This is a genomic window from Martelella sp. AD-3, assembly GCF_001578105.1.
Classification (GTDB): Bacteria; Pseudomonadota; Alphaproteobacteria; order Rhizobiales; family Rhizobiaceae; genus Martelella.
In genome coordinates this window covers 634992-656580 of record NZ_CP014275.1, presented here as the reverse complement: position 1 = coordinate 656580, position 21589 = coordinate 634992, and the positions used below count along the sequence as shown (strand labels likewise).

Genomic DNA, 21589 nt, shown 5'->3' with positions numbered 1-21589 from the left:
GAACAAGACTTGCACAACAATCGAACCCGTCTCGATCAATGAGGAGAATAGCATGTCGAAGACCAACAAGATCAGCGCAGCAACGCTTGCCGGCGCGCTCGCCGTGGCTGTCGGCAGCCTTGCGGCCACCGCCCCCGCCCAGGCCGCCAATGTCAAGTGCTACGGCGTCGCCATGGCCGGCCAGAACGATTGCGCCGCCGGACCGGGCACGACCTGCGCAGGCACGTCCAAGGTCGACTACCAGGGCAATGCCTGGAAATATGTGGCCGAAGGCTCCTGCACGGACATGAAGCTTCCGGGCGACCGCATGGGTTCGCTCGAGCCGCTCGATCGCGACCTTCCCGCAATGTGATTGCGCGTCAACGCCGCCGGTGCCCTCGGCGCGCCGGCGGTCTTGCGTCATCCAGTGAGCGGGAGCGCCACACATGTCCAGCGAAATGACTGCCTTGCTTGCGCGGCGACAGGTCCCGCAGCGGGCCGGCGCCGGCTTCAAGACCGCCCATGCCGACGCCATCCTGAACGATGATTACGCAATCGGCTTTCTCGAAGTGCATGCCGAAAACTATATGGGCGCGGGCGGCCACCCGCACCGCATCCTGACGCGCATGCGCCAGGACTTCCCCCTGTCCGTCCACGGCGTCGGCCTTTCGATCGGCTCGCCGCGCGGGATTGATCCGGGCCATCTGGAACGGCTGGCGGGCGTTGTCGAGCGCTATGAACCAGGCCTCGTTTCCGAACACCTGGCGTGGTCGACCCATGACGACGCCTATTACAACGACCTTCTGCCGCTGCCCTATACCGATGAGACGCTCTGCCATATCGTCGACCATATCGACCGGGTGCAGAACAGGCTCAAGAGGCCGATCCTGCTGGAAAACCCGTCCACCTATGTCGCGTTTTCCGAAAGCACGATCCCGGAGACGATCTTCCTCGACGAGATTGCGCGCAGGAGCGGCTGCGGCCTGCTGCTCGACGTCAACAATGTCCATGTGTCAGCGACCAATAACGGCTTTGACGCCCTGTCATACCTGAAGAGTTTTCCGCTGGAGCGGGTCGGCGAGATCCACCTCGCCGGCCACGCAGAGGATGTTGACGATACGGGCGCGCCGCTTCTGATCGACGCCCATGACCGACCCGTCGATGACGCCGTCTGGGCGCTTTATGCCTTCGTCATCCAGAAGACCGGCCCGCTTCCGACGCTGATCGAATGGGACAATGACGTGCCCGAATGGCCGATCCTGAAGCGCGAGGCGCAACTGGCCGAGGAGATCATGAACCGGGAGGGCGAGCGCTTTCTGCTCGGCAGCCGCCATGGCTGACCCTCGCTCCGCTGCCGCAACGCTCGAAGGATTCGCAGCGGCCCTTCTCGGACCGCCGGCCGAAACCGCGCCGGATGGCGTTTCCAACCCGTTCGGCGGACCTGCCGTCAAACGCTTCGGCGTTTACCGCAACAATGTCGCTGTCGGACTCAAAGGCGCGCTCGCGGATATCTTTCCCGTGACGCGCGACCTTGTGGGGGAACGGTTCTTCTCCGCCATGGCCGGCGACTATATCGCCCGCGAACCGCCGCGGACGCCTGTGATTGCCGAATACGGCCACGGCTTTGCCGATTTCATCGCCACGTTCGAGCCTGCCGAACATCTGTTCTTCCTGTCCGATATTGCCCGTCTGGAGCGGGCCTGGCTCGATGCCTATCACGCGGAAGATGCGGATCCGCTATCACCCGACGAGCTCCAGACGCTTTCGCCGGACGGCCTGATGGCGGCAGCCCTCGTTCCGCACCCGGCCACACGGCTGCGGCGCTTCGACAGCGCGGCGGTGAGCATTTTCCTGCGCGCCCGCAACGGAACCGGGCTCAGGGACTTCGACCCGTCACCGGCCGAGACCGCGCTGGTAACCCGGCCGCACTATGACGTTGCGGTGCTTTCGCTTACAGACGGACAGGCCGTCTTCTTCGGCAAACTGATCGAGGGCATGCCGATCTGCGAGGCGGCCGAGGCCGCGACGGCGCTCGACCCCGCCTTCGACCTCGGCGCCGCGTTTTCGATATTGATCACCTCGGGCGCCTTCACGCGCCTTTCGGCTGCACGGGAGTAGTCACCATGCATTTCATCTGCACGATCGCGCGTCTCCATGACCGTGTCTTTGCACGCCTCCAGACCTTCCTGGCGCCATGGTTTCCGGGGCTTTTCGCCAGGCTGGTGTTTGCCTCCACCCTCTGGCTCTACTTCCTGAACTCGGCATTGACCAAGGTCGAGCCCGGCCTTGCCGGCTTCTTCATGGTTCGAAGCTCCGCCTACTACCAGATCGCGCTTCCCGCCGTCGAGGCCGCCGGCGGCGATGTCTCCTCGGTGTCCTTCCTGCCCTGGGGGCTGATCGTTCATCTGGGAACCTATGCCGAATTCGCCCTGCCGCTGCTGATCATCTTCGGCCTCGCCACCCGGCTGAGCGCCCTCGGCATGCTCGGCTTCATCGCGGTCCAGACCTTGGTGGACATCACGGTACATCAGGTCGGCGGCGAGACCATTGGCGCGCTGTTCGACCGCTTCCCCGACAGCGTCATCCTCGACCAGCGCCTTCTCTGGACAGTGCCGCTGGTCCTGCTGGTCATCTACGGACCCGGCAGAATTTCCCTGGATCACCTGGCCGCGCGAATCACACGGCGCTGGCACGGATGAAAAAACGGCGCCCCGAGAGGCGCCGTTACAATTTCTGCTAGTGGGGGTCTGCCGTCAGGCGGCATCCATCTCCACATTCTTCTGCGCCGAAATCGTTTTCGGCTCGCCGGATCGCGTCTCGATTGCAATTCGGCGCGGTTTCATAGCCTCGGGAATGTTGCGCAGCAGCTCAACATAAAGTAGACCATTCTTCAGTGTTGCACCCTGGACTTCCATGTGGTCGGCCAGCTGGAAGCGGCGTTCGAATGCGCGCTTTGCGATACCCCGATAGAGGTATTCGCTGTTGCCTTCGTCATCTTCCTCGGCCTTCTCGCCTTTCACGGTCAGCACGTTGGCATGGGCCTCAATGGAAAGCTCGCTTTCGCTGAAGCCGGCGACGGCCATCGAGATGCGATAGGCATTCTCGCCGGTGCGCTCGATATTATAGGGCGGATAGGCAGGCGCCTGTTCGGGCTGGCCCATCGAGTCGAGGAGATTGAAAAGCCGGTCAAAACCGACGGTAGAACGATAAAGGGGCGAAAAATCGACGTTACGCATAATGTCCTCCTTTGAGCGACGTATGGTTGCGATGACATTTCCCGGCGATCCCGAAACAGGCGATCGCGGAAAACGGTTGCGGACCCGGTAGTCGGCGTCCACGTTTGAAGATTTGGGAAAAGTCTGCACCGATTTCAAGAGGGCCTGCGCTGGCAAAATCATCACCGCGCACTCGCGTTGACAGGGCGCGCTGACGCAGTTTTGTCCCGCATTCGTCGCCACTATATTGAGAATGAACGCAATATGAATGCGCTATTGAACTCACGTTCAGGCGTAATGCGCCATTCAGCTTTTGCCGGGAACTACGGCGCACCCGTCCCGGCACCGTTGTCACTCTTGACCCAGTGATAGCGGTATCTTGGCCGGAGCCGAGACGCTTTTACCCCTGTTCAAGTGTCCGGTTCCGGTCCTTTTTACGCCCCAATTCACGAACAGGCCATTGCCTTTGCCGCACGCGGGCGTCATCAGGGGCGGATCACGAGGCAATGGACGACAGGCAATGGACGCGAACCACACGATCGGCATGATGCGCGCCTTTGACGGCATCATGCTGCGTTACGGGTTGTTCCCATGCGAAGACGCACGCGCCACGGTGCTCATTGTCGCGGGCCGGGCGGAGTTCATCGAGAAATATGCCGAGACCGTGTGCGATTTCCGCATTGCCGGTTTTGCCGTCGCAATCCTGGACCTGCGCGGCCAGGGCGGATCCGAACGCCGACCCGAGGACGGCAATATGGGCCATATCGAACATTTCTCGGACTACCCTCGGGACATTGTCGACTTCTTCGCCCAGAAGGTCGAGGGCAGAATGCCCGGGCCTTATTTTCTTCTGGGTCATTCGCTTGGCGGGCTGATCGCGCTTTCGGTTGCGGAACAGGCTTCCGGCCGGTTTGCGGGCCTTGTGCTTTCCGCGCCCTTCGTCGGCATCCGCCATGACCGCTACCCGACCTTTGTGGTCCGCGCCATGGCCTGGCTCTTCAGCCGCACGGGCCGGGCAAGGCAGCGCACCGCGCGGCCGCGCAGCCAACCGGCGCGGTTCGAGGACCAGCCCCACACATCGGACCGCGCTCGCTACGCGCGCAATATCGCGGCGGCGAAAACCGATCCGCCCTATCTGCTGGGGCCGGTGACCTTCGGCTGGCTCTCGGCCTGTCTCGGCGCGATCCGCCGGCTCACCCGCCCGAAGGCGCTTGCCGCGATCGGCTGCCCGTCGCTTGTCCTCTCCGCCGGCCGCGACGCGTTGATCCCGGCAGGGTCGCAGGCGCAACTGGCCGCAATGCTCGGCGCGCGCCACCTTGTGCTGCCGTCATCCGGGCATGAGATCCTGCAGGAGGTCGACGCCGTGCGCCGCCCTGCCCTGGACGCCATCCTCGGCTTTTTCGATGAATGCCTGGCCGCGCGCTGAAAAGCCTTATGCGGCGTTCAGCTCGGCAAGGGCAGCCTCGTGAAGTGCGGGCGTCGCTGCGGCAACGATATCGCCGCCATGCTCGGGCCGCTCGCCGGTCCAGGTGGAGATCACGCCGCCGGCGCCTTCGATGATCGCAATCAACGCCCCGACATCATAGGGCTTCAGGTCACTTTCGACGACGAGATCGGCAAAACCGGATGCCAGCAGGCAATAGGCATAGCAATCAATGCCGTAGCGCGCGAGCCGGACCTGCCGCTCCAGCCGGTCGTAGCGCGACAGCGCAGCCGTGCCCATGATCCGCGGCGAGGTGGTAAACAGCACTGCCGCGCCGAGTTCCCGGCAATCGCGGGTTTTCAGTCGCCGCGGCCCGCCCGGTCCGGCAAACAGGCTCCCCCCCGGATCGGCAAAGAACCGCTCGCCGGTAAAGGGCTGGTCCATCAGCCCCATCACCGCACGGCCGTTCCGGTAAAGCCCGATCAGCGTGCCCCATACAGGCACGCCGGAGATGAAGGCCCGCGTGCCGTCGATCGGATCGATCACCCAGACATATTCGCGATCAAGCCCGCTTGCGCCATGCTCCTCGCCGAGGATGCCATGATCCGGATAGGTCTCCTCGATCAGCCGCCTTATGGCGCTCTCGGCGGCCCTGTCGCCTTCCGTGACAGGATCGAAACCGCCGCTCAGCTTGTTGTCGACATCAAGGCCCGAGCGGAAGCGCGGCAAGGTCTCGGCGGCGGCGGCATCGGCGAGCCTTGTGAAAAAGGCATGGTCGGGAAGCATGGCAGATCCTGTGGCAAGACGAGGAAACGTTTCCGCCAGTTTCTAGAGTCTTTCCGCCCTCAAGGGAATCGCCTCGGGCGAGAAAATACGCCCCGCGCCCCGAACACGCGTCCTGACCGGAGATTTCCGCTCACCCATGCGGCAAAAGGAAATTAAAAAGCGGGCAATACGCGTAAAAATTAGACAATAGTACTTATTGCGCAAAATTCAGGCAAATTAACTTGACAGGCCTCGCACGGTCATCTATTGTCTGGACTACAGTCTCTCGACTGTGAATACCCTCCTTGGGTGTTTCCTCCCTAGACTTAACCGCGCCCACGGCGCGGTTTTTTTTGAACGCCCCGCGCACCCGGACGAAACGCCTCACTCCGCAGCAAGGCCTGCACTGTCCTCGCTGCCGGCGAGAAACGCGGAGAATTCCTGGATGAACAGCGTCAGCGCCTGTTTCAGCGCGATGAATTCCGGCTTTTTCGCGTAGCTCTGCTCGTCGGCGTATAGTCTGCGCGAGACCTCGATCTGGAGCGCATGGCAATCGGCGGCGGGACGGCCGTAGTGCTCGGTGATGAAACCGCCCGCATAGGGCTTGTTGTAGGCGGTGACGAAGCCCATCCGCTCGAGGATCGAGATCGCCGCATAGGCGATGTCGCTCGAGGCGCTGGTGGAGAACCGGTCGCCGATAACGATATCGGGCTTCCGGCGGTGGCCGCCGACGGTCACGCTGCCGGGCATGGAATGGCAGTCGATCAGCACCGCCCGCCCGAACCGTCGCTTTGTCTCCTGCATCAGTTGCTTGAGGCTCCGGTGATAAGGCCGGTAGATTTCCTCGATTCGCCTGAGCCCCGCGCCCGCATCGATCGGGGCGTCATAGATCGGCATGTTCTCGGCGACGATGCGCGGGATCGTGCCGAGACCGCCGGCGACCCGCATGGAGGTCATGTTGACATGCGACGGCAGGGCACCGGAAAACATGCGCGGATCGAGCTCGAAAGGTTCGCGGTTGACGTCGAGGAAGGCGCGCGGAAAGAAGGCCCTTTGCAGCGGCGCGCCGAAGGCCGGCGCCATGGCGAACAGTTCATCGACGTAGAGATCCTCCGAACGCCTGATCTCGTGGGCGTCAAGCCGCGTCTCCGACAGAAAGGCGTTGCTGTAGACCCGGCCGGAATGGGGCGAGTTGAAGACCAGCGGCAGCGTCTGCCGCTCGGGGCGGATCACCTCGAACCAACGCGCATCGCTGTCAAAACTCAGTTCGTCCCTGCCGGTCACTGTCGCTTCCTTCATACCGGAGATTTACGCGCTCCGGCCTTGCCTGCCAAGGCCGCCGCCCGGGTGGCGGAAAGTTTGAGGCCCTCTTTATTGCTTGTTTACGACATAGGGTCTATCAGACCGGTAAACGCGAAAGCCCAATGCGCCGATATGGTTGAGCCGATGGTACTGAAAATTCTTCTGGCGGAAGATGACGACGACATGCGCCGTTTCCTGGTAAAAGCGCTGGAAAAGGCCGGTTATCAGGTCGCCGCTTTCGATAATGGCGCAAGCGCCTATGACAGGCTGCGAGAGGAACCTTTTTCGCTGCTTCTGACCGACATCGTCATGCCCGAGATGGACGGCATCGAGCTTGCCCGCCGGGCGACCGAGCTCGACCCCGATCTCAAGGTGATCTTCATCACCGGCTTCGCCGCCGTCGCGCTCAACGCCGATTCGGCAGCCCCCAAGGACGCCAAGGTGCTTTCCAAGCCGTTTCACCTGCGCGATCTGGTCGACGAGGTAGAAAAGGTTCTCGGCGTTTAGTCCGGCGCGCGGGAGCGAAAGCGAAAGGCGACAAAAAAGCTTCAAAAACCAGTTGACGCGACCGCCAAAGTTTGGAATACACCGCGCCACGGATGGGCGTGTAGCTCAGCGGGAGAGCACTACGTTGACATCGTAGGGGTCACAAGTTCGATCCTTGTCACGCCCACCATCCGTTCCCCTTGTGTCATAAGGGATTAGGCGTTCAGCGCTCATTGTGCTGCTTCCTTCATTTTCTCATTGCCCAATTTATGCCCACGGAACCGCCTTTTTGCGGTCTGTAAGTGGTTGGGCGAATGATGCCCATAAGTGTCTCGAATGACCTTCTCAGACGTGCCGAGAAAACCCGCGACTTCCCACGTTGAAATGCCTCGCTGAAGCATCCATGTCGCGCATGTGTGGCGCAGCACGTGCGGGGTTACGCTTTCGTCCAGTCCGGCCAGTGTGCGGGCACGGGCAAAGCCCTTCTTTTCCTTGGCGATCAGTTGCCCGTGGTATTCGACTGGCCCGTGAATTGTGATTTGCTTCCAGCGTTCGACATGCGCGATCAGGTTTTCATGAATCGGCACTGGCGGGCGGCGCTTGTTGGTTTCGGTCTGCCCCTGCCCTCGCCGGTACATGATGCCGTGATCCAGATCGAACCATCCGCCCCTGGAATTCTGCTTCCAGCGCATGTTCAAAATCGCATCGTGACGCGTGCCGGAATAAAGGCCGATCAGGATAAACCGTGCGACATGGTAGGATGGCCGAAACATCCTGCCCCATTTGACCGGCTTGCGGTTTTCAATGTCATAGGCAACCGGCATGATGCCAAGCGCACCGGCAATGAGTGCTGCGGCTTCCGAACGGGTCAGCCAGCGTTCACGGGGCGCTGCCTTCTCAGGCAAGGTCACCGGCACGGGAAAAGCAAGCTTGTTGCTCTGATACGCAAAACGCAGCGCCGCTTGAAGTGTCTCAAGCTCGCGCCGCGCTGTCCCCTGCTTGACGGCTCTGCGGCCGATCTTACCTTCCATACGGCCACGCCAGTATGTGCGGCATGAACCAGCGTCGATAAAAGCACAAAGCTTGTCACCGAAGAAATCAAGCAGCGGCATCAGGTGATAGCCTACAAGCTCGGGATGCGTGAGTTCCGGCGCACGATGCTCGCCATAAAAGGCAAGTACGTCTGCAACGGCTACTTCATCCGGGCTTCCACGGTGCCAGTCCGGACGGTGCTTTTCGGTAAGGTATCGTTCGAGGGCCTTTTCAGCCTCTCCGCGATCATGCTCGCCGCATCCCGTGCTGACTTCAGCGGGGCCGTCGAGGATGACCCAGACTGACGGACGGCCTTTGCGGCTTCTGAGATAGAGCCTCGGTCCTTTCGCTCTTCGCGGCATAGCGCCCTCATTTCCTTAATTGCATTCAACGTCACGTACTGGCGGCCTGCGATCCTCTCGACGGCCAAGCGCCCTTTTGCGATCTCGCTGCGAAGGCCGCTGTCCGTCATGCTTCCATCTGGAAAGGCGATCTTGGCGGCGACCTTCAGGCGTAAAGGTGTGTCAGGTTCGATTTCTGAACGGTCGATTTTCACCATCAGCCCTTCCTTTCGTCGTTTCGGCCGACCCGGCTAAGATCGGCCCTCGTCATGCGAATGGCGGAGGTTGCCCCGCCCAGCTTGTAAGCCCCCGGCAAGCGTCCTTGCTTGAACAGCCGGGAAACCGTCTTCTCGGAAACATCAAGCTCATGCGCGATCTGCTTGCGCGTCATGATGTTCTCAGTCTTCATTCTCCATCCTCACCAAACCTGAAAGCCGGGCCGCCAGCCGACCTTCGAAAACACCTGAACCGATCCCCTTTGATCGGCCCGTTATGCGTTCGTGTCGGCCCCGTAAGCGGCCTCAAGAACCTCTTCGGGGTGGTGATTGAGAGAAGCCATCACGCGGTCGAAAACCTCGTTGATGAAAACCATGGCAAAGCCTTCGGGCTGGCCGAGGGCTTGGCGGATATCGGCCAGCGCATCAGCGCCGGATTGCCAGAAGGCGACGTGGCTTTTGTCGTCTGCAGCGGCAAGAAGCGTGCGGCCGAGAAGCTTGCCCCGGTTGCTGAAAGGCAGGCTCGGATTGCGTTCCGGATACAATTCGGTCTGCTCTGTTCCCGTGTATGCGAAGCCCCTTGCCGCCTTGAAGGCATTGGAAAGGTCTTTCACGCCCGCATCGATCATCGCCTTGGCAACCGCAATCTCCATCAGCGTATGAAAGCCGAAGCTGCGATAACGGCCCGGCGAACCGCCGCCCTCGATCTTGTCTTCGCGCTCACCCGAAATGACATCGCGCTTCATCCAGCTTTGCAGCGTGGCGTTGCTGATGCCTGCGGCCTTGATGACCTGTCCGGTCGAAAACTTTTCCTGAAAAATCGTCACTGATTGCTCCATAAGTTGGCGTTTGACCACTTATGGCAAATTTGCATTAAGTTGGCAAGCGTACACCTTCGACCATTAAGGCCGAGGCTTCCGCCATGTCCCACGCCGAAAAGCCCCTACCGCTCAAGCCCCAAGCCGCCACGCGTAACCTTCGAAGCGTAGCATTGGACAGTCCCACGCTTGGCCACTGATCGGACAAGTCGATGCACAGGGACGATATTGCCACGCTCAAAGCGAAGGCCCTGCCCATCCGACACGGTTGCATCAAGCTCGCCGTCGATCATGTTTTTATCCCCAAAGCGGTGAACGTTGGTCTGGTCGCCTCCGGCTATCCAGCCCAGCCAAGGCTCGTCATTGCCTTCATCCGCCTCGTCATGCGGTTCGTCGGCCACGTCAGCCTCGCATTCATTATCGGCCGCGCTCAGCTCTTCAGGGCTGTATTCGCGGTCCTGAAGCGGGGTAGAAGACCAGCCAAGCGTTGGCTCACGGTCACCGCCATCCTCATAATCGGCGTTATCGACTTCCCGGTCGTCATCGCAGGACATGGCGTTTACGGCCCGCTGTCCCTCATTCGGCCAGCCATTCACCGGCTCGTCGGTGCCATCGTCTTCCGCGTTCTCGTCGCCGTCGTAGACATCCAGAATATCCAGAAGCCGCTCTACCGCTGTCTCGATCTTGTTGCGCAGTTCCGGCGTCAGCTCGACAAGGCGGGTGAAATCGTCCTGCGTTGAAAACTGTCCGCTCATATCCCTTCCCCTTCCGATACAGTGTGTGTTGATTTGCGCTGAGAACTGACCCGGGATTGCGGGAAATTATCACTGAGATTTGACCCATGTTTCAATCACCCCTCGCGAGGTTCAAGCGGGGGTTCTGGAGTGATCGACATGGCGTTATTGAGCGTAATTCGGCGCTGGCATTTTCGAGAGCATTTATCGATCCGGGAGATTTGTCGCAGGACCGGCCTATCCCGGAATACCGTCCGGAAATATCTGCGACTTGACGGCGTTGAACCGAAGTTCAAAGTCCCGGAGCGGCCGAGCAAGCTTGATCCGTATGCGGATCGGCTGTCGGCCTGGCTGAAGACGGAGTCAAAGAAGGGCCGCAAGCAAAAGCGCACCTTGAAGCAACTCCATGCCGACCTGATGAGCCTCGGCTATGAGGGTTCCTATTGCCGTGTTGCAGCCTTTGCCCGGGAATGGAAGGCGGACCGGCAAAGGGAATTCCAGACGACAGGGCGCGGAACGTTCGTGCCTCTGGCATTTGAGCCGGGCGAAGCCTTCCAGTTCGACTGGTCTGAAGATTGGGCCATCATCGACAATGAGCGCACCAAGCTGCAGGTAGCGCATACCAAGCTGAGTTATAGCCGCGCCTTTATCGTCCGGGCCTACCTCCTGCAGACGCACGAGATGCTGTTCGACGCCCACAATCATGCATTCCGCGTCTTCGGCGGCATTCCAGGACGTGGGATCTACGACAATATGCGCACGGCGATCGACAAGGTCGGCCGTGGCAAGGATCGCGACGTCAACGTCCGTTTCCTGGCGATGGCCAGCCACTATGTGTTTGAGCCCGAGTTCTGCAATCCTGCATCCGGCTGGGAGAAGGGACAGGTCGAGAAGAATGTGCAGGATGCACGCCATCGATTCTTCCAACCCATACCCCGCTTCCCGTCATTGGAAGCCCTGAACGATTGGCTTGAGCTTCGCTGCAAGGAGTTCTGGACCAAGACCCCGCATGGTCAGATGCGCGGCACCATCGCCGACATCTGGGCTGAGGAGGCTCAGGTATTGATGCCTCTCTCCCGGCCATTCGACGGGTTTGTCGAATATACGAAACGGGTCACACCGACCTGCCTCGTGCATCTGGAACGCAATCGCTACAGCGTCCCGGCATCCTTCGCCAACCGGCCGGTGAGCATGCGGGTTTACCCGGAACGTGTTGTGATCGCTGCAGAAGGTCAGATCGTTTGCGAGCATCGCCGCGTCATCGATCGATCCCATGACCGGCCGGGACAGACGATTTACGACTGGCGGCATTATCTGGCGGTGGTGCAACGCAAGCCAGGTGCCCTGCGCAATGGCGCGCCATTCGCCGAACTCCCCGGTGCATTCCGATCCTTACAGCAATACCTGCTCAAGAGGCCGGGTGGTGATCGTGAGATGGTCGATATTCTGGCGCTGGTCCTTCAGCACGATGAACAAGCGGTGCTCTCGGCCGTGGACCTGGCGCTGAAGTCAGGCGTTCCGACCAAGACGCATGTACTGAACCTGCTGCATCGCCTCGTCGACGGTAAACCCTGTACGCCCCTCACCATTGATGCACCACAAGCCCTGACGCTCACCAATGAGCCCAAGGCCAATGTTGAACGATACGACACCCTGAGAAAGACGGAGGCTCGCCATGCGCCATAACCCCGCAAGCGGCGCGATCGTCATCATGCTGCGTCAATTGAAGATGCATGGCATGGCCCAAGCCGTCGGCGAGCTCACCGAACAAGGATCGCCGGCATTCGAAGCGGCAATCCCCGTCCTGTCACAACTCCTCAAGGCCGAAACCGCCGAGAGGGAAGTCCGTTCGACTGCCTATCAGCTCAAGACCGCACGCTTTCCAGCCTACCGTGATCTGAACGGCTTCGACTTTGCCAGCAGTGAGGTCAACGAAGCGCTTGTGCGCCAGCTCCATCGCTGCGAGTTCCTCGACGCCGCCAACAATATCGTTCTGGTCGGCGGTCCCGGTACAGGTAAAACGCACATTGCCACCGCGATCGGCGTTCAGGCCATTGAGCATCACCACAAGCGGGTTCGGTTCTTCTCAACAGTCGAACTGGTCAACGCGCTGGAACAGGAGAAGGCCCAAGGCCGCCCGGGTCAGATCGCCAATCGCCTGGCTCATTCCGATCTCGTCATTCTGGATGAACTGGGATATCTGCCGTTTAGTGCCTCAGGTGGCGCACTGCTCTTCCATTTGCTGAGCAAACTCTACGAGCACACCAGCGTAATCATCACCACCAACCTCAGCTTCAGTGAATGGGCCAGCGTGTTCGGCGATGCCAAGATGACCACCGCGCTGCTCGACCGCCTTACCCACCACTGCCATATCCTCGAGACCGGAAACGACAGCTTTCGCTTCAAGAACAGCTCAGCTCATGAAACCAAAACAACAAAGGAGAGACGGAGGAACTTGACCACGACAACCGAATAGAACGTTATATAAAGGCGGGTCAATTCTCGGCGCAAATCCCGGGTCAGTTCTCAGCGCAAATCAACACCCCCGGCCCCCAGCGTCCGGTTTCTTCCCGGTGTCGCCAGCGTCCGGCATCCTCGAAAACCGGCCTGCCAATTCGCCCGGTCGAGTTACCCGTAGCAGCATCCCGCAAGCCTTCGCTGTATCGCTGCCGTCCGTCATCGTGACGCGATCCTCAGCACGTTTCCCGCCTCGCTGATGGCCTGATCGGTCAAAGCGGCCTCAAGGCGCTTGAGGAAGCCGTCAAAGCCCTTCGGGCCACAATCGGGGAAATGGACGAGCTGACCGTGCGCAGGCGGCAGCGGCCAGCCTCTATCACGATAGACCGCTGCCCATTCACGCCACAGGCGATTGTCCTTCGAAGCCGCAACAGGCTCCATCTCATAAGCCAGATCATCGAAAGCGTCTGCCCAGCGTTCGGGGTTGCCGAGGTTCTCGTAGACGTTCGGCCAGCCATGCTGCGCCTGATGATCCATCAGCCATTCGGGTCTTGGATCTCTTCGAACGATAGGCGGTGGCGGTGGCAACGGTCCCGGTCCCTTGATCAGGGCAGACAGCACAGCAACGGCCGCTGCCGCCGGTGTGATGCGCTGAACGTCCAGCTCGCTCCCTTCCTCCCGAGCCTTCTGCCAGTCGTCTGGGTGCAGCGTTTGCGGTGTCGGTTCGTTTTCTGTCCGTGCGCCGATATCAGAGATTTCATTCAAAGATTTATTCAAAGAGTTTGTAGGAAACTGCTTTCCACCTTTTGCACCTTCAGATTTCCACGTTTCGGTCGTCGGCTTTCCACCTTTTTCAAGCTCGATTTCATCGTCCTGCACAAAACGTGGAAATGTGTTTCCACCTTTCTGAGGGGTGATTTCGGCCATTTCCGGGGCTTCCTCTTGTGCTTGGCGCTTCAGCACGGCGAAGTATGTCAGGGTGCAATTGCGGCCGCCCTTGCCCTTCGTCTTCAGGTGACCGCGCTTGGCCAGCAGGCGGACGGCGTTTTGAACCGTGCGCTCTGTGCAGCCGACCTTTTCGGCCAGCGTGGCATAGCTGGGCCATGCGCTGAAAATGCCGCTGTCCTTGAAACGCTGGCGGTTGAAGTGCTTGGAGATGAAGAACGCCACATTGGTGGCCGCGCTCTTGCTGAGGGCTTCATCCTCGAAAACCTGATCAAGCCAGGTCATGCGCAGGCGGGTGTAGTCGTCAACGCTCATGCCTGCCTCCCCTGCTCGATCTCGTGGGCCAGCTTGGCCGCTTCGATGGCTTCAAGGGCGCTCAGGTGGAAGCGTTCACGCAGGGTCGGAATGATCGCACTGCCGACCTCAGAACGGTGCTCATGAAGCCACTGTGCGGCGTCAAAAATCGGTGATTCTTCCGCGCCCAAGATATGCCCACCATTCGGTGGAACATCAGCAGAACATGAACCCTTTCCAATCAGGTCGGCACCCGACGCGGAAAGGGGTTTCAGGTGCAAAGCTGTGTTGACATCGTAGGGGTCACAAGTTCGATCCTTGTCACGCCCACCATCCAATTCATTGATTTGCAAGGGCTTTCGCTAATGGCGGAGGCCCTTTTGATTGAAAGTCGGTCTTGCTGTGTCCGGCGAACCGGCCGGCTGACACGGGCTTTGACGCAACCGGCGGCACGGAAAACAACTTGCGGATGGTTGTACCTTTTTGCGCGGCGGCGTTTTAGTAAAACCGGGCAAAGGGAAGACGCGTCCTGTCCCGCGACCGCGGATGTTTCAACCGAAACAACGCCGAGGCGCCCGCCTCGAGGTTCTTCCGGTCCGGCCAAGACGCCCGGAGACATGGCCCGCTTGCAAATGAACGATCCCCGCAGGACGCATCGTTGAGGCGGCGCCGACATGAACCCAGCAAGCCCTTGCACGCCGGCGTGAAGACCGGCGAGATATCTGGAGACGACGCGAATGGATGAGCAAATCAAGACCGGAGCGGCAAGGCGATGGCTTCAGAGCCTTTCGCTCAGGGCCTGGCTCGTCTTCGGCTTTCTGCTCGCCCTGTTGCCGGTCCTGCTTTTCTCGGTGGTCTGGTACACGCAATACCGTCAGCAGGTCGCCGAACCTTTCCGCCACGTGCTCCACACCCAGCACAGGGTGCTCGTTTCGCTTGAGCGGATTCAGTCCAATCTCTGGGACATCGCCGCTTCGGTCAATGACTATGCCAACAGCGGCGATGAACACTACCGCAGCGCATTCGAGGCGGCCGAACGCGATGTCGCGACGCATCTGCGCGATCTGGAACAGACGACCGCGGCCTATCCGGCCTTTGCCCCGATCCTCCAGGGCGTGGAGCAGCAATGGTCAGCCCTTCTTCAGGTCGCCGCCTCCGTGGAGCCCGAGGACGATGCCGTCAACCCGACGCTGATGCGCTTCGAAAGCGTGATCGCGGAAACCGGCAAGCGAGTCGAGGACATTGCCGAGACCATGCGTCTGATGAACGAGGAAAGCCACGCCCGCGCCCTCGAGGTGATGCGGCGGCTTGAAGTCTTCGCCATCATCGCGGGTCTTATGGCCATCATCTTCGCCGGCGCCGGCATCTATATCATCGATCAGGCGCTGATCCGCAGCACCGACAAGCTGGTCGAGGGCGCCATGCGCATCGCCGATGGCGAACGCGACCGGGAGATCGACGTCCGCGTTCCGCCGGAACTCGCATCGGTCGCCGGAGCCTTCAACGCCATGCTGAAGCAGATCATCCTGCAGGAGAACAAGCTCGCCGCCGCCGCGCGCGCCGACGGGCTGACCGGGCTCGACAACCGCCGCGAATTCGACCGGGCCCTCGATGCCCGCATCCAGGCTTCGCGCGAGACCAACCAGCCCTTTGCCCTGCTCTTGATCGACGTCGACCATTTCAAGACGTTCAACGACACCTACGGCCACCTAGCCGGCGATGACGTGCTGCGCCAGGTCGCGGACGTGATTTCGAAAAACGCCCGCAAGGAGGATCGCGCCTATCGCTACGGGGGCGAGGAATTCGTGATGATCATGCCGGGCCTGCGCGCCTACGAGGCCGCGGCAATCGCCGAGCGGGTCCGAAAGGCAGTGGCCGAACAGGTGATGATCCTGCCGGACGGCGACGAACGCCACCTGACGATCAGCATCGGCGTCTCGGTGTTCAATCCGCAGGCAAGCCAGCCGGATATCGTTGATTTGGCGGACAAGGCGCTCTACACCGCAAAGACCGAGGGGCGCAACCGCGTGAAGGTCACCGCATAACCCCCTTGCCACTGAAGGGAGTTTGCGATGACCGACACGATCCTCTGTTTCGATATCGGCGGAACCGCAATCCGTGCGGCGACAGCGACGGGCGGCGCGCAGCCGGGCAAGGTCGCCCGCTTCCAGACCCCCGCCGGCGATCGCAACGCCTTCCTCGCCCTTGTCTCCTCCATCATCCATGACCTGAGGCAACGCCCGGCTGCGCTCGCCATTTCGCTCGCCGGCATCGTCAATCCGGAAACGGGCAATCTGGTCGTCGCCAATATTCCGGCAATCCACGGCACCAACCTCAAGGCCGACCTCGAGGACCGGACGCAGCTTCCCGTCATCATCGCCAATGACGCCGACTGCTTCGCCGTATCCGAGGCGGTATACGGCGCCGGACGGGATCATGAGATCGTTTTCGGAGTGATTTTCGGAACGGGCGTCGGCGGCGGCCTCGTCTCGGGAAAGCGGCTGATCAACCGGACCGGCGGTTTTGCCGGCGAATGGGGGCATGGCCCCGTGGCGCCGCTTGCCGTGGGCGAACGGTCCATCCCGCATTTTGCCTGCGGTTGCGGCCTTTCGGGCTGCGTCGATACCGTCGCCGGCGCGCCCGGCCTGCAGCGCCTCCACGCCTTTCTGCATGGGGAGAAGAAGCCCGCACCCGCGATACTGTCAGCCTGGCATGCGGGCGAGGCGCGGGCCGCCGAGACGGTCGAAACCTGCCTTCAGCTCCTGGCCGGGCCGCTCGCCATGGCCATCAACCTGACCGGCGCCACAATCGTGCCGGCGGGCGGCGGCCTTGCCCGCGATCACGCGCTTGTCGCGGCGATCGATGAGACCGTGCGCCCGCTCACCCTGGCAAGGCCGCGGCACAGACTGGTCGTTCCGGCGACAAGCGGCGCGGAGCCCGGCCTTGCCGGAGCGGCGGCAATCGGCTTCCAGACGCTGGGGATTGCCGCGCAACCGGCCTGATCCGGCCTATTCGTCGTAGCGGCCGAACCGGGTCAGCATCTGTTTGGTCGCGATGCCGAGCAGAACGGTGCCGATCACCAGCGCCAGCGAAAAGGACATGGTGTTGGTCGAAAACCAGTTGGTCAGCACCAGGCGGATATTGTTGACCGAGAACGGCGTGTCGAAGATGAACACAGTCGCGCCGATGCCGATATTGTCGATCACCCCGGTATTGCGGTTATAGGTTGTTATGCGCCCCTGCACGGCATCCCAGTGCTGGCGCTTGGTCAACGCCGTCATGCCGTTTTCCAGGTTTTCATGGGTCGGAGCCGCGATCATCGTCCACGCCCCGTCGTCATTGGGGCTTGGTTCCTGCGCAATGATCATCGAAATCGAGTTGGGCGGCAGATAATCGGTGTCCGGCCGCGGCAGGAAGCGCAAGGTCTCGAAGGAGAGGTCGTAATTGCGCTTTAAGTATTTTTCCACCTCGAAGATCCAGTTGTACCAGCCGGCCGTCACCGCCTCGTCCCATTCCTCGATCGTGGTTTCCGGCGCTTCGTTGTAATTGGCCTCGCCGCCGACCTGCTGCGTCCAGACGCTCCGGCTTGTCTGGGACACCTTGGTCTCGCGCAGCGCCTGAGCCGGCAACGTGCCGATCGCGCCGAGAAAGATTGCGTCGCCGTCACCGACATCGTCGACGGAATTCACCACGTCGACCGGAATCTGGTGGCGCGCGGCGTTGGCGAGCTTGGCGACAAAGTCGGAGGCCGCGCTCATCGTGTCGCCGTTCAGGCTGTCCATATATAAGGGGATGCGGTCCTCGTGGCGCGAATAGGGAAAACCCGTCCCGCTCGTCGCCCACAGATTGGGCACCTGCGCCACCCGGCCGAAATTGGGCATCTCGAATTCGCTGGTGTCGAAAACGGCGAAGCGCGGCGTGTCGTCGGCGGTCTGGCCGGGCAGGCAGGCGGCGTCCTCCTTGGTGAGAAGCGCGGCCTCGAGAACGATCTTGTTCACGCCCGGACGCATGTGGCGCATGGTGAACCTGACCGGCGTGCGGCGCAGAACCGCGCCGTTGACCGTGCTGATCGGCCATGTCGCGGCGAGCTGGTCGTTGACGAAGACATGCAGGCGGCTGCCGGGCAGCACGATCGGGCCGTAGGCGGCGTCAAGCAGAAGCCGCGCCTCGCCATAGGCGTCGGCATAGAAATCGGCGGGCAGGCCGATGGCGAATTCGGCGCGGAAAACGCGGCCGGAGAATTCCTGGGTCGGAATGCCGAGCTGCTCGAAGGTCAGCGTGCGGTGACCGGTCAGGAGCTGGGTATCCTGCTTGCGCCACGAATGGGTGGAATAGGCCTCGTCCTTCTGCGCGGCCGAGCGTGCCGCCGGCGCGGTGATGCCGTCAATCAGCGGACCGATGCGCTGCCACGACGGCGCCACCAGCACGAGCACGCTCTGGCCGAGCGCGTTGGTGGAGACGAAGCGCGCCGATTGGGTGGTGCCGATATCCGGAAGCGCGTCGCCGAGCAGCGGCCGCAGTTCGGCGGGCGTGCCGACATAAACCGGCAGGACGCCGGAGGCGAATTTCACCGGCTCGCTCTTCGAATAGGTAAACAGGGTGTTCGGCATGTCGGCCAGGAGCGCCAGTCCCTGTGCCAGTTCGAGGAGCGGATCGGCGGCGATCGTATCGGAGAGGCCCGGCGCGACGATATGGAACCGGGTGCGGCCGAGAGCATCGACGCCAACCGCGCGGATATCGTCGGTGGTCGACATCAACCCTGCATCGGGATTGTCGAACATCAGGAAGGTCCGTTCCGGATCGATATCCGTCCACAGATCATAGGTGGATTCGAGGTCGCAGTCTGTGCGGTGGCGTTGCTTGATCTTGAAGGAGACGATGTTGTAGCCGGGCTTGAGCACGCCGTCAGGTACATCGAAGCGCAGGTCGGACTTGCGCTCGGACGACGACAGCGGCGGGCTTGCCACCTCGACATTGTTGAAGGAAATCGTCAGTCTCGAAAATTCGGGCGCAACGAAGATCGAATTCTGGTAGCCGATGTTGAACTTGGCCGCAGAGCGCGCCTGTTCCTCGGTCAGGTACATCGACCAGGACCGTTCGACATTCTCGCCCTCGATGCGCATCTCGTCGGCGGGGATGACATAGCGGAAGAAGGGCAGTCGCTCGGCGGTCTCCGGCGTCGCGGGCGCTGCCGTTGCCGGCTGCGGCGTTGCGGGATCGACCGCCTGCGGCGGCGGGCCCGAGCCGTCGGAGCCCATGTCGAAGGGCGCGGCGGCGTCCGGCGCGGTCTGCGCCGCGGCGACCGCCGGGCCGGCAAGCAGGAAAACAATGAAAAGCAGGATCCGTCCCATCAGCTCTTGCCCTTGCCCCTGACCACGACTCCGCCGGTATTCGGCTGGTATTTGCCGATAAAGTAGCTGAGGCCGCGCCCCATCTGCCGGATCGACATCTTGATGAACCAGAACGTGCCGCCAAGCGTTCCGGGGTCGTTCTTGCGCGACTGAAGCAACTGCTGCCAACGCTCGGAATTGGCGAACATCAGATCCGAGACCATGGAATGATGCAGGCTGCAGACCGGCGCGTAGCGGCAACCGACCATGGCGAGTTCGCCCAGAGACCGCGCGTGGCGGATCATCACCGGCACCTCGCCCGGATCACCGCCCTTGTGCGGCTCGACCCGCAGGAGAGCGTGCGTGCCGGGGCGCAGCCTGTCAAGATCGCGCACCTGCACCTGCAGGCCGGCGCCGTCGGTCGAGACATCCTCGATGGTGCCGCGATAGACGCTGTCGCCGATCACCAGTTCGCAGCGCCGCGACATCTTCACCCGACGCGCCTTCTGCCGCTCGCCGACCTCCGAGACCACGCCGAGGGCCGCGGCCGTCAGGAACAGGTTGAGGAAGTTCCACCCGCCGACAACCCAGGTCACGCCCGCGAGATAGGGTTCCGCGTAGAGCCTGTAGGCCATCATCACCATGGCGGCGACGAAGATGAAAAAGATGATGAAGAACGGCCGACTGATCTCGGACAGCCGGCTCTGCTCGATCGACTCGTCCTTCGCCGTCACCTTGAAGGACGGTTTCTTCGGATTGATGATGGCCGAGACCACGGCGGGCATCAGGTGGATGGTCTGGATATATTCGTAGAGCTCTGAAATCCACGGCCACCGGAACTGGCCGAAAAGGTAGTTCTGGATCAACATGTTCACGATCAGATAGGAGAGCGTATAGGCAAGAAACTCGCCGCCGGACGCGTCGAATATCTGCAGGCCGAAGAACAGATAGCACAAGGGCGCAATCATGAACGAAGCGCGCGCGAAGGGAAAAAGCCAGAACAGGTTGGAGGACATGTAGCAAAGCCGCTGCGGCAGCGTCAGCCCGCGCAGCAGGATCGGGAACTTGAAGCGCAGGATCTGCATCATGCCCTGGGCCCAGCGGCTGCGCTGGCCGATGAAGCTCGAGAAGGTCGCGGGCTGCAGGCCGGCAATCAGCGGCCGGTCGACATAGACGCTGTTCCAGCCGTTGGAGTGAAGTTCAACGGCGGTTTCGCAGTCTTCCGTGATCGAGACGCCGGAAAAGCCGTTCACGGAATTGAGCGCCTCGCGCCTCAGAACGGCGGCCGAGCCGCAGAAGAACGAGGCGTTCCACTTGTCGAGGCCGCGCTGGATGATGCCGTAGAACATCTCGTTCTCGCTCGGCATGATCTCATAGGTCCTCAGATTGCGCTCCAGCGGATCCGGGTTGATGAAGAAGTGCGGGGTCTGGACGAGGAAGAGCTTGGGATCCTCGAGGAAATATCCCACCGTCTCCTGCAGGAAATCATTGGTCGGCGCGTGGTCGGCGTCGAATACCACGATCAGGTCGCCCGTGGTGTATTGCAGCGCGTGGTTCATGTTGCCGGCCTTGGCGTGCTCGTTGCGCGGCCGGGTGATATAGCCGACGCCGAGCTCGGCGCAGATCTGCCGGAGCTCGCGATGACGCGTCTGCGCGAGGCTTGCCTCCACAAGGTTCTTGGAATTGCGCTTCTGCTCGGACCCGCCGTCGTCGAGAAGGTAGACCTTCAGCTTCTCCGGCGGATAGTCCATCGCCTTTGCGGCCGCCAGCGTGTTGGAAAGAAGCGTTGCATCCTCGTTATAGGAAGGGACGTAGACATCGACATAGGGCAGGTCGCCCTCGAGCTTGCCCCAGCGCGGACGCACCGGCAGCGGAAAGGAGACCACGAACAGGCTGAGCGCCAGCATGCAGACCGAGAACATTTCGGCGCAATAAAGCAGGACGCCCGGGATGAAATTCTGCAATTCGGTGATCGGCGGCAGGGTGCTGGTGGTGCGCCAGAAAACATAGCGCAACACGATCGAGGTGCCGAAAGCCAGCGCGATCAGCCGCCAGTTGCCCTCCGCATGCATCTGCTTGAGCACCATCATGACAGCAACGGCGACGACGCTGACGACGATCTGGGTGCGCAGGTCGATCGGCAGGGTGACGAGACCCAGGACGAAGATCGACGTGATCATCCAGGCGATGACGATTGCGGCCCTACGCATCAGGCGACACCCTTCCTAAAGGCTGGCATGGACTTCTTTCCAC

22 protein-coding genes and 2 tRNA genes are annotated in these 21589 nt (G+C 61.4%); 12 read left to right on the top strand and 12 right to left on the bottom strand.

All coding sequences use genetic code 11. The features are described from left to right. Positions 1–52 precede the first annotated feature (52 nt). From AZF01_RS02965 to AZF01_RS02950, 4 genes are all read left to right on the top strand, one after another. The gene (locus AZF01_RS02965; RefSeq protein WP_024709005.1) at positions 53–352 is read left to right on the top strand and encodes a DUF2282 domain-containing protein; all 300 of its coding nucleotides are present in this window, start codon (positions 53–55) and stop codon (positions 350–352) included. A gap of 73 nt (positions 353–425) precedes the next feature. After that, positions 426–1319: a DUF692 family multinuclear iron-containing protein gene (locus AZF01_RS02960; protein WP_024709004.1), complete on the top strand. Its 894-nt coding sequence runs from the start codon at positions 426–428 to the stop codon at positions 1317–1319. Beyond that, positions 1312–2097: a DNA-binding domain-containing protein gene (locus tag AZF01_RS02955; RefSeq protein ID WP_024709003.1), complete on the top strand. Its 786-nt coding sequence runs from the start codon at positions 1312–1314 to the stop codon at positions 2095–2097. The genes AZF01_RS02960 and AZF01_RS02955 overlap by 8 nt, the downstream gene beginning before the upstream one ends. Positions 2098–2102: 5 nt before the next feature. After that, positions 2103–2678 carry a DoxX family protein gene (locus AZF01_RS02950; RefSeq protein ID WP_024709002.1) on the top strand — a complete coding sequence of 192 codons (576 nt, stop codon included), beginning with the start codon at positions 2103–2105 and terminating at the stop codon, positions 2676–2678. Positions 2679–2732: 54 nt separating this feature from the next. On the opposite strand, the gene AZF01_RS02945 is transcribed toward AZF01_RS02950, so the two are convergent. Beyond that, the gene (locus AZF01_RS02945; RefSeq protein ID WP_024709001.1) at positions 2733–3215 is read right to left on the bottom strand and encodes an Hsp20 family protein; all 483 of its coding nucleotides are present in this window, start codon (positions 3213–3215) and stop codon (positions 2733–2735) included. A 499-nt stretch (positions 3216–3714) separates the two neighbouring features. Here AZF01_RS02945 and AZF01_RS02940 point away from each other — a divergent pair, with 499 nt between their 5' ends. Next, positions 3715–4620: an alpha/beta fold hydrolase gene (locus AZF01_RS02940; protein ID WP_024709000.1), complete on the top strand. Its 906-nt coding sequence runs from the start codon at positions 3715–3717 to the stop codon at positions 4618–4620. 6 nt (positions 4621–4626) lie between these two features. Here AZF01_RS02940 and hisN read toward each other — a convergent pair whose 3' ends face one another. Both hisN and AZF01_RS02930 read right to left on the bottom strand, forming a co-directional pair. Next, positions 4627–5403 (bottom strand): histidinol-phosphatase, encoded by a 777-nt coding sequence (gene hisN / locus AZF01_RS02935; RefSeq protein ID WP_024708999.1) that lies wholly within the window; start codon positions 5401–5403, stop codon positions 4627–4629. A gap of 363 nt (positions 5404–5766) precedes the next feature. Then, positions 5767–6681, bottom strand: a complete 915-nt coding sequence (locus AZF01_RS02930; protein WP_024708998.1) for an N-formylglutamate amidohydrolase — start codon at positions 6679–6681, stop codon at positions 5767–5769. A 147-nt stretch (positions 6682–6828) separates the two neighbouring features. Here AZF01_RS02930 and cpdR point away from each other — a divergent pair, with 147 nt between their 5' ends. Together cpdR and AZF01_RS02920 are read left to right on the top strand one after the other, a co-directional pair. After that, positions 6829–7191, top strand: a complete 363-nt coding sequence (gene cpdR, locus AZF01_RS02925; RefSeq protein WP_024708997.1) for a cell cycle two-component system response regulator CpdR — start codon at positions 6829–6831, stop codon at positions 7189–7191. Between the two features lie 94 nt (positions 7192–7285). Beyond that, positions 7286–7360: transfer RNA gene (locus AZF01_RS02920), tRNA-Val, on the top strand. Between the two features lie 40 nt (positions 7361–7400). Here the strand turns inward: AZF01_RS02920 and AZF01_RS02915 are convergent. The 5 genes from AZF01_RS02915 to AZF01_RS02900 all read right to left on the bottom strand — a co-directional run bounded on the left by AZF01_RS02915 (position 7401) and on the right by AZF01_RS02900 (position 10331). After that, positions 7401–8282 (bottom strand): site-specific integrase, encoded by an 882-nt coding sequence (locus tag AZF01_RS02915; protein WP_244435584.1) that lies wholly within the window; start codon positions 8280–8282, stop codon positions 7401–7403. A gap of 80 nt (positions 8283–8362) precedes the next feature. Beyond that, entirely contained in the window at positions 8363–8761 is a 399-nt protein-coding gene (locus AZF01_RS24405) for a hypothetical protein (RefSeq protein WP_024708995.1), read from the bottom strand. Then, positions 8761–8952, bottom strand: a complete 192-nt coding sequence (locus tag AZF01_RS02910; protein ID WP_024708994.1) for an AlpA family transcriptional regulator — start codon at positions 8950–8952, stop codon at positions 8761–8763. Before AZF01_RS02910 ends, AZF01_RS24405 begins: the two co-directional genes overlap by 1 nt. A gap of 81 nt (positions 8953–9033) precedes the next feature. Next, a complete protein-coding gene (locus tag AZF01_RS02905; RefSeq protein WP_152534573.1) occupies positions 9034–9585 on the bottom strand; it encodes a hypothetical protein in 552 nt (183 codons plus the stop codon). Positions 9586–9701: 116 nt separating this feature from the next. Then, positions 9702–10331 carry a hypothetical protein gene (locus AZF01_RS02900; protein WP_024708992.1) on the bottom strand — a complete coding sequence of 210 codons (630 nt, stop codon included), beginning with the start codon at positions 10329–10331 and terminating at the stop codon, positions 9702–9704. A gap of 138 nt (positions 10332–10469) precedes the next feature. Between AZF01_RS02900 and istA the strand changes: the two genes are divergently transcribed. Continuing rightward, a complete protein-coding gene (gene istA / locus AZF01_RS02895) occupies positions 10470–11996 on the top strand; it encodes an IS21 family transposase (protein ID WP_024706304.1) in 1527 nt (508 codons plus the stop codon). Continuing rightward, complete coding sequence (gene istB / locus AZF01_RS02890; RefSeq protein WP_024706303.1) at positions 11986–12786, top strand: IS21-like element helper ATPase IstB; 801 nt, start codon at positions 11986–11988, stop codon at positions 12784–12786. The genes istA and istB overlap by 11 nt, the downstream gene beginning before the upstream one ends. 200 nt (positions 12787–12986) lie before the next feature. On the opposite strand, the gene AZF01_RS02885 is transcribed toward istB, so the two are convergent. Next, positions 12987–14027 carry a helix-turn-helix domain-containing protein gene (locus AZF01_RS02885; protein ID WP_024709284.1) on the bottom strand — a complete coding sequence of 347 codons (1041 nt, stop codon included), beginning with the start codon at positions 14025–14027 and terminating at the stop codon, positions 12987–12989. Next, a complete protein-coding gene (locus AZF01_RS23810) occupies positions 14024–14197 on the bottom strand; it encodes a hypothetical protein (protein ID WP_197489678.1) in 174 nt (57 codons plus the stop codon). The genes AZF01_RS02885 and AZF01_RS23810 overlap by 4 nt, the downstream gene beginning before the upstream one ends. A 74-nt stretch (positions 14198–14271) precedes the next feature. Between AZF01_RS23810 and AZF01_RS23805 the strand changes: the two genes are divergently transcribed. The 3 genes from AZF01_RS23805 (at position 14272) to AZF01_RS02875 (ending at position 17008) form a co-directional block, all read left to right on the top strand. Next, positions 14272–14339: transfer RNA gene (locus tag AZF01_RS23805), tRNA-Ser, on the top strand. Positions 14340–14743: 404 nt separating this feature from the next. Further along, positions 14744–16051 carry a diguanylate cyclase gene (locus AZF01_RS02880; RefSeq protein ID WP_024709285.1) on the top strand — a complete coding sequence of 436 codons (1308 nt, stop codon included), beginning with the start codon at positions 14744–14746 and terminating at the stop codon, positions 16049–16051. A 27-nt stretch (positions 16052–16078) separates the two neighbouring features. Next, positions 16079–17008 carry an ROK family protein gene (locus AZF01_RS02875; RefSeq protein WP_036237849.1) on the top strand — a complete coding sequence of 310 codons (930 nt, stop codon included), beginning with the start codon at positions 16079–16081 and terminating at the stop codon, positions 17006–17008. Positions 17009–17014: 6 nt separating this feature from the next. On the opposite strand, the gene AZF01_RS02870 is transcribed toward AZF01_RS02875, so the two are convergent. Together AZF01_RS02870 and bcsA are read right to left on the bottom strand one after the other, a co-directional pair. Next, positions 17015–19357, bottom strand: coding sequence for a cellulose biosynthesis cyclic di-GMP-binding regulatory protein BcsB (locus AZF01_RS02870; RefSeq protein ID WP_036237851.1), 2343 nt, complete (start codon positions 19355–19357; stop codon positions 17015–17017). Beyond that, positions 19357–21546 carry a UDP-forming cellulose synthase catalytic subunit gene (gene bcsA / locus AZF01_RS02865; protein WP_024709289.1) on the bottom strand — a complete coding sequence of 730 codons (2190 nt, stop codon included), beginning with the start codon at positions 21544–21546 and terminating at the stop codon, positions 19357–19359. The genes AZF01_RS02870 and bcsA overlap by 1 nt, the downstream gene beginning before the upstream one ends. Positions 21547–21589 lie beyond the last annotated feature (43 nt).

Excerpts from the sequence above, each read along its gene's own strand:
- AZF01_RS02965 (WP_024709005.1), top strand. The coding sequence starts at position 53 with ATGTCGAAGACCAACAAGATCAGCGCAGCAACGCTTGCCGGCGCGCTC.
- AZF01_RS02960 (WP_024709004.1), top strand. The coding sequence starts at position 426 with ATGTCCAGCGAAATGACTGCCTTGCTTGCGCGGCGACAGGTCCCGCAG.
- AZF01_RS02955 (WP_024709003.1), top strand. The coding sequence starts at position 1,312 with ATGGCTGACCCTCGCTCCGCTGCCGCAACGCTCGAAGGATTCGCAGCG.
- AZF01_RS02950 (WP_024709002.1), top strand. The coding sequence starts at position 2,103 with ATGCATTTCATCTGCACGATCGCGCGTCTCCATGACCGTGTCTTTGCA.
- AZF01_RS02945 (WP_024709001.1), bottom strand. The coding sequence starts at position 3,215 with ATGCGTAACGTCGATTTTTCGCCCCTTTATCGTTCTACCGTCGGTTTT.
- AZF01_RS02940 (WP_024709000.1), top strand. The coding sequence starts at position 3,715 with ATGGACGCGAACCACACGATCGGCATGATGCGCGCCTTTGACGGCATC.
- hisN (WP_024708999.1), bottom strand. The coding sequence starts at position 5,403 with ATGCTTCCCGACCATGCCTTTTTCACAAGGCTCGCCGATGCCGCCGCC.
- AZF01_RS02930 (WP_024708998.1), bottom strand. The coding sequence starts at position 6,681 with ATGAAGGAAGCGACAGTGACCGGCAGGGACGAACTGAGTTTTGACAGC.
- cpdR (WP_024708997.1), top strand. The coding sequence starts at position 6,829 with ATGGTACTGAAAATTCTTCTGGCGGAAGATGACGACGACATGCGCCGT.
- AZF01_RS02915 (WP_244435584.1), bottom strand. The coding sequence starts at position 8,282 with ATGCCGCTGCTTGATTTCTTCGGTGACAAGCTTTGTGCTTTTATCGAC.
- AZF01_RS24405 (WP_024708995.1), bottom strand. The coding sequence starts at position 8,761 with ATGGTGAAAATCGACCGTTCAGAAATCGAACCTGACACACCTTTACGC.
- AZF01_RS02910 (WP_024708994.1), bottom strand. The coding sequence starts at position 8,952 with ATGAAGACTGAGAACATCATGACGCGCAAGCAGATCGCGCATGAGCTT.
- AZF01_RS02900 (WP_024708992.1), bottom strand. The coding sequence starts at position 10,331 with ATGAGCGGACAGTTTTCAACGCAGGACGATTTCACCCGCCTTGTCGAG.
- istA (WP_024706304.1), top strand. The coding sequence starts at position 10,470 with ATGGCGTTATTGAGCGTAATTCGGCGCTGGCATTTTCGAGAGCATTTA.
- istB (WP_024706303.1), top strand. The coding sequence starts at position 11,986 with ATGCGCCATAACCCCGCAAGCGGCGCGATCGTCATCATGCTGCGTCAA.
- AZF01_RS02885 (WP_024709284.1), bottom strand. The coding sequence starts at position 14,027 with ATGAGCGTTGACGACTACACCCGCCTGCGCATGACCTGGCTTGATCAG.
- AZF01_RS02880 (WP_024709285.1), top strand. The coding sequence starts at position 14,744 with ATGGATGAGCAAATCAAGACCGGAGCGGCAAGGCGATGGCTTCAGAGC.
- AZF01_RS02875 (WP_036237849.1), top strand. The coding sequence starts at position 16,079 with ATGACCGACACGATCCTCTGTTTCGATATCGGCGGAACCGCAATCCGT.
- AZF01_RS02870 (WP_036237851.1), bottom strand. The coding sequence starts at position 19,357 with ATGGGACGGATCCTGCTTTTCATTGTTTTCCTGCTTGCCGGCCCGGCG.
- bcsA (WP_024709289.1), bottom strand. The coding sequence starts at position 21,546 with ATGCGTAGGGCCGCAATCGTCATCGCCTGGATGATCACGTCGATCTTC.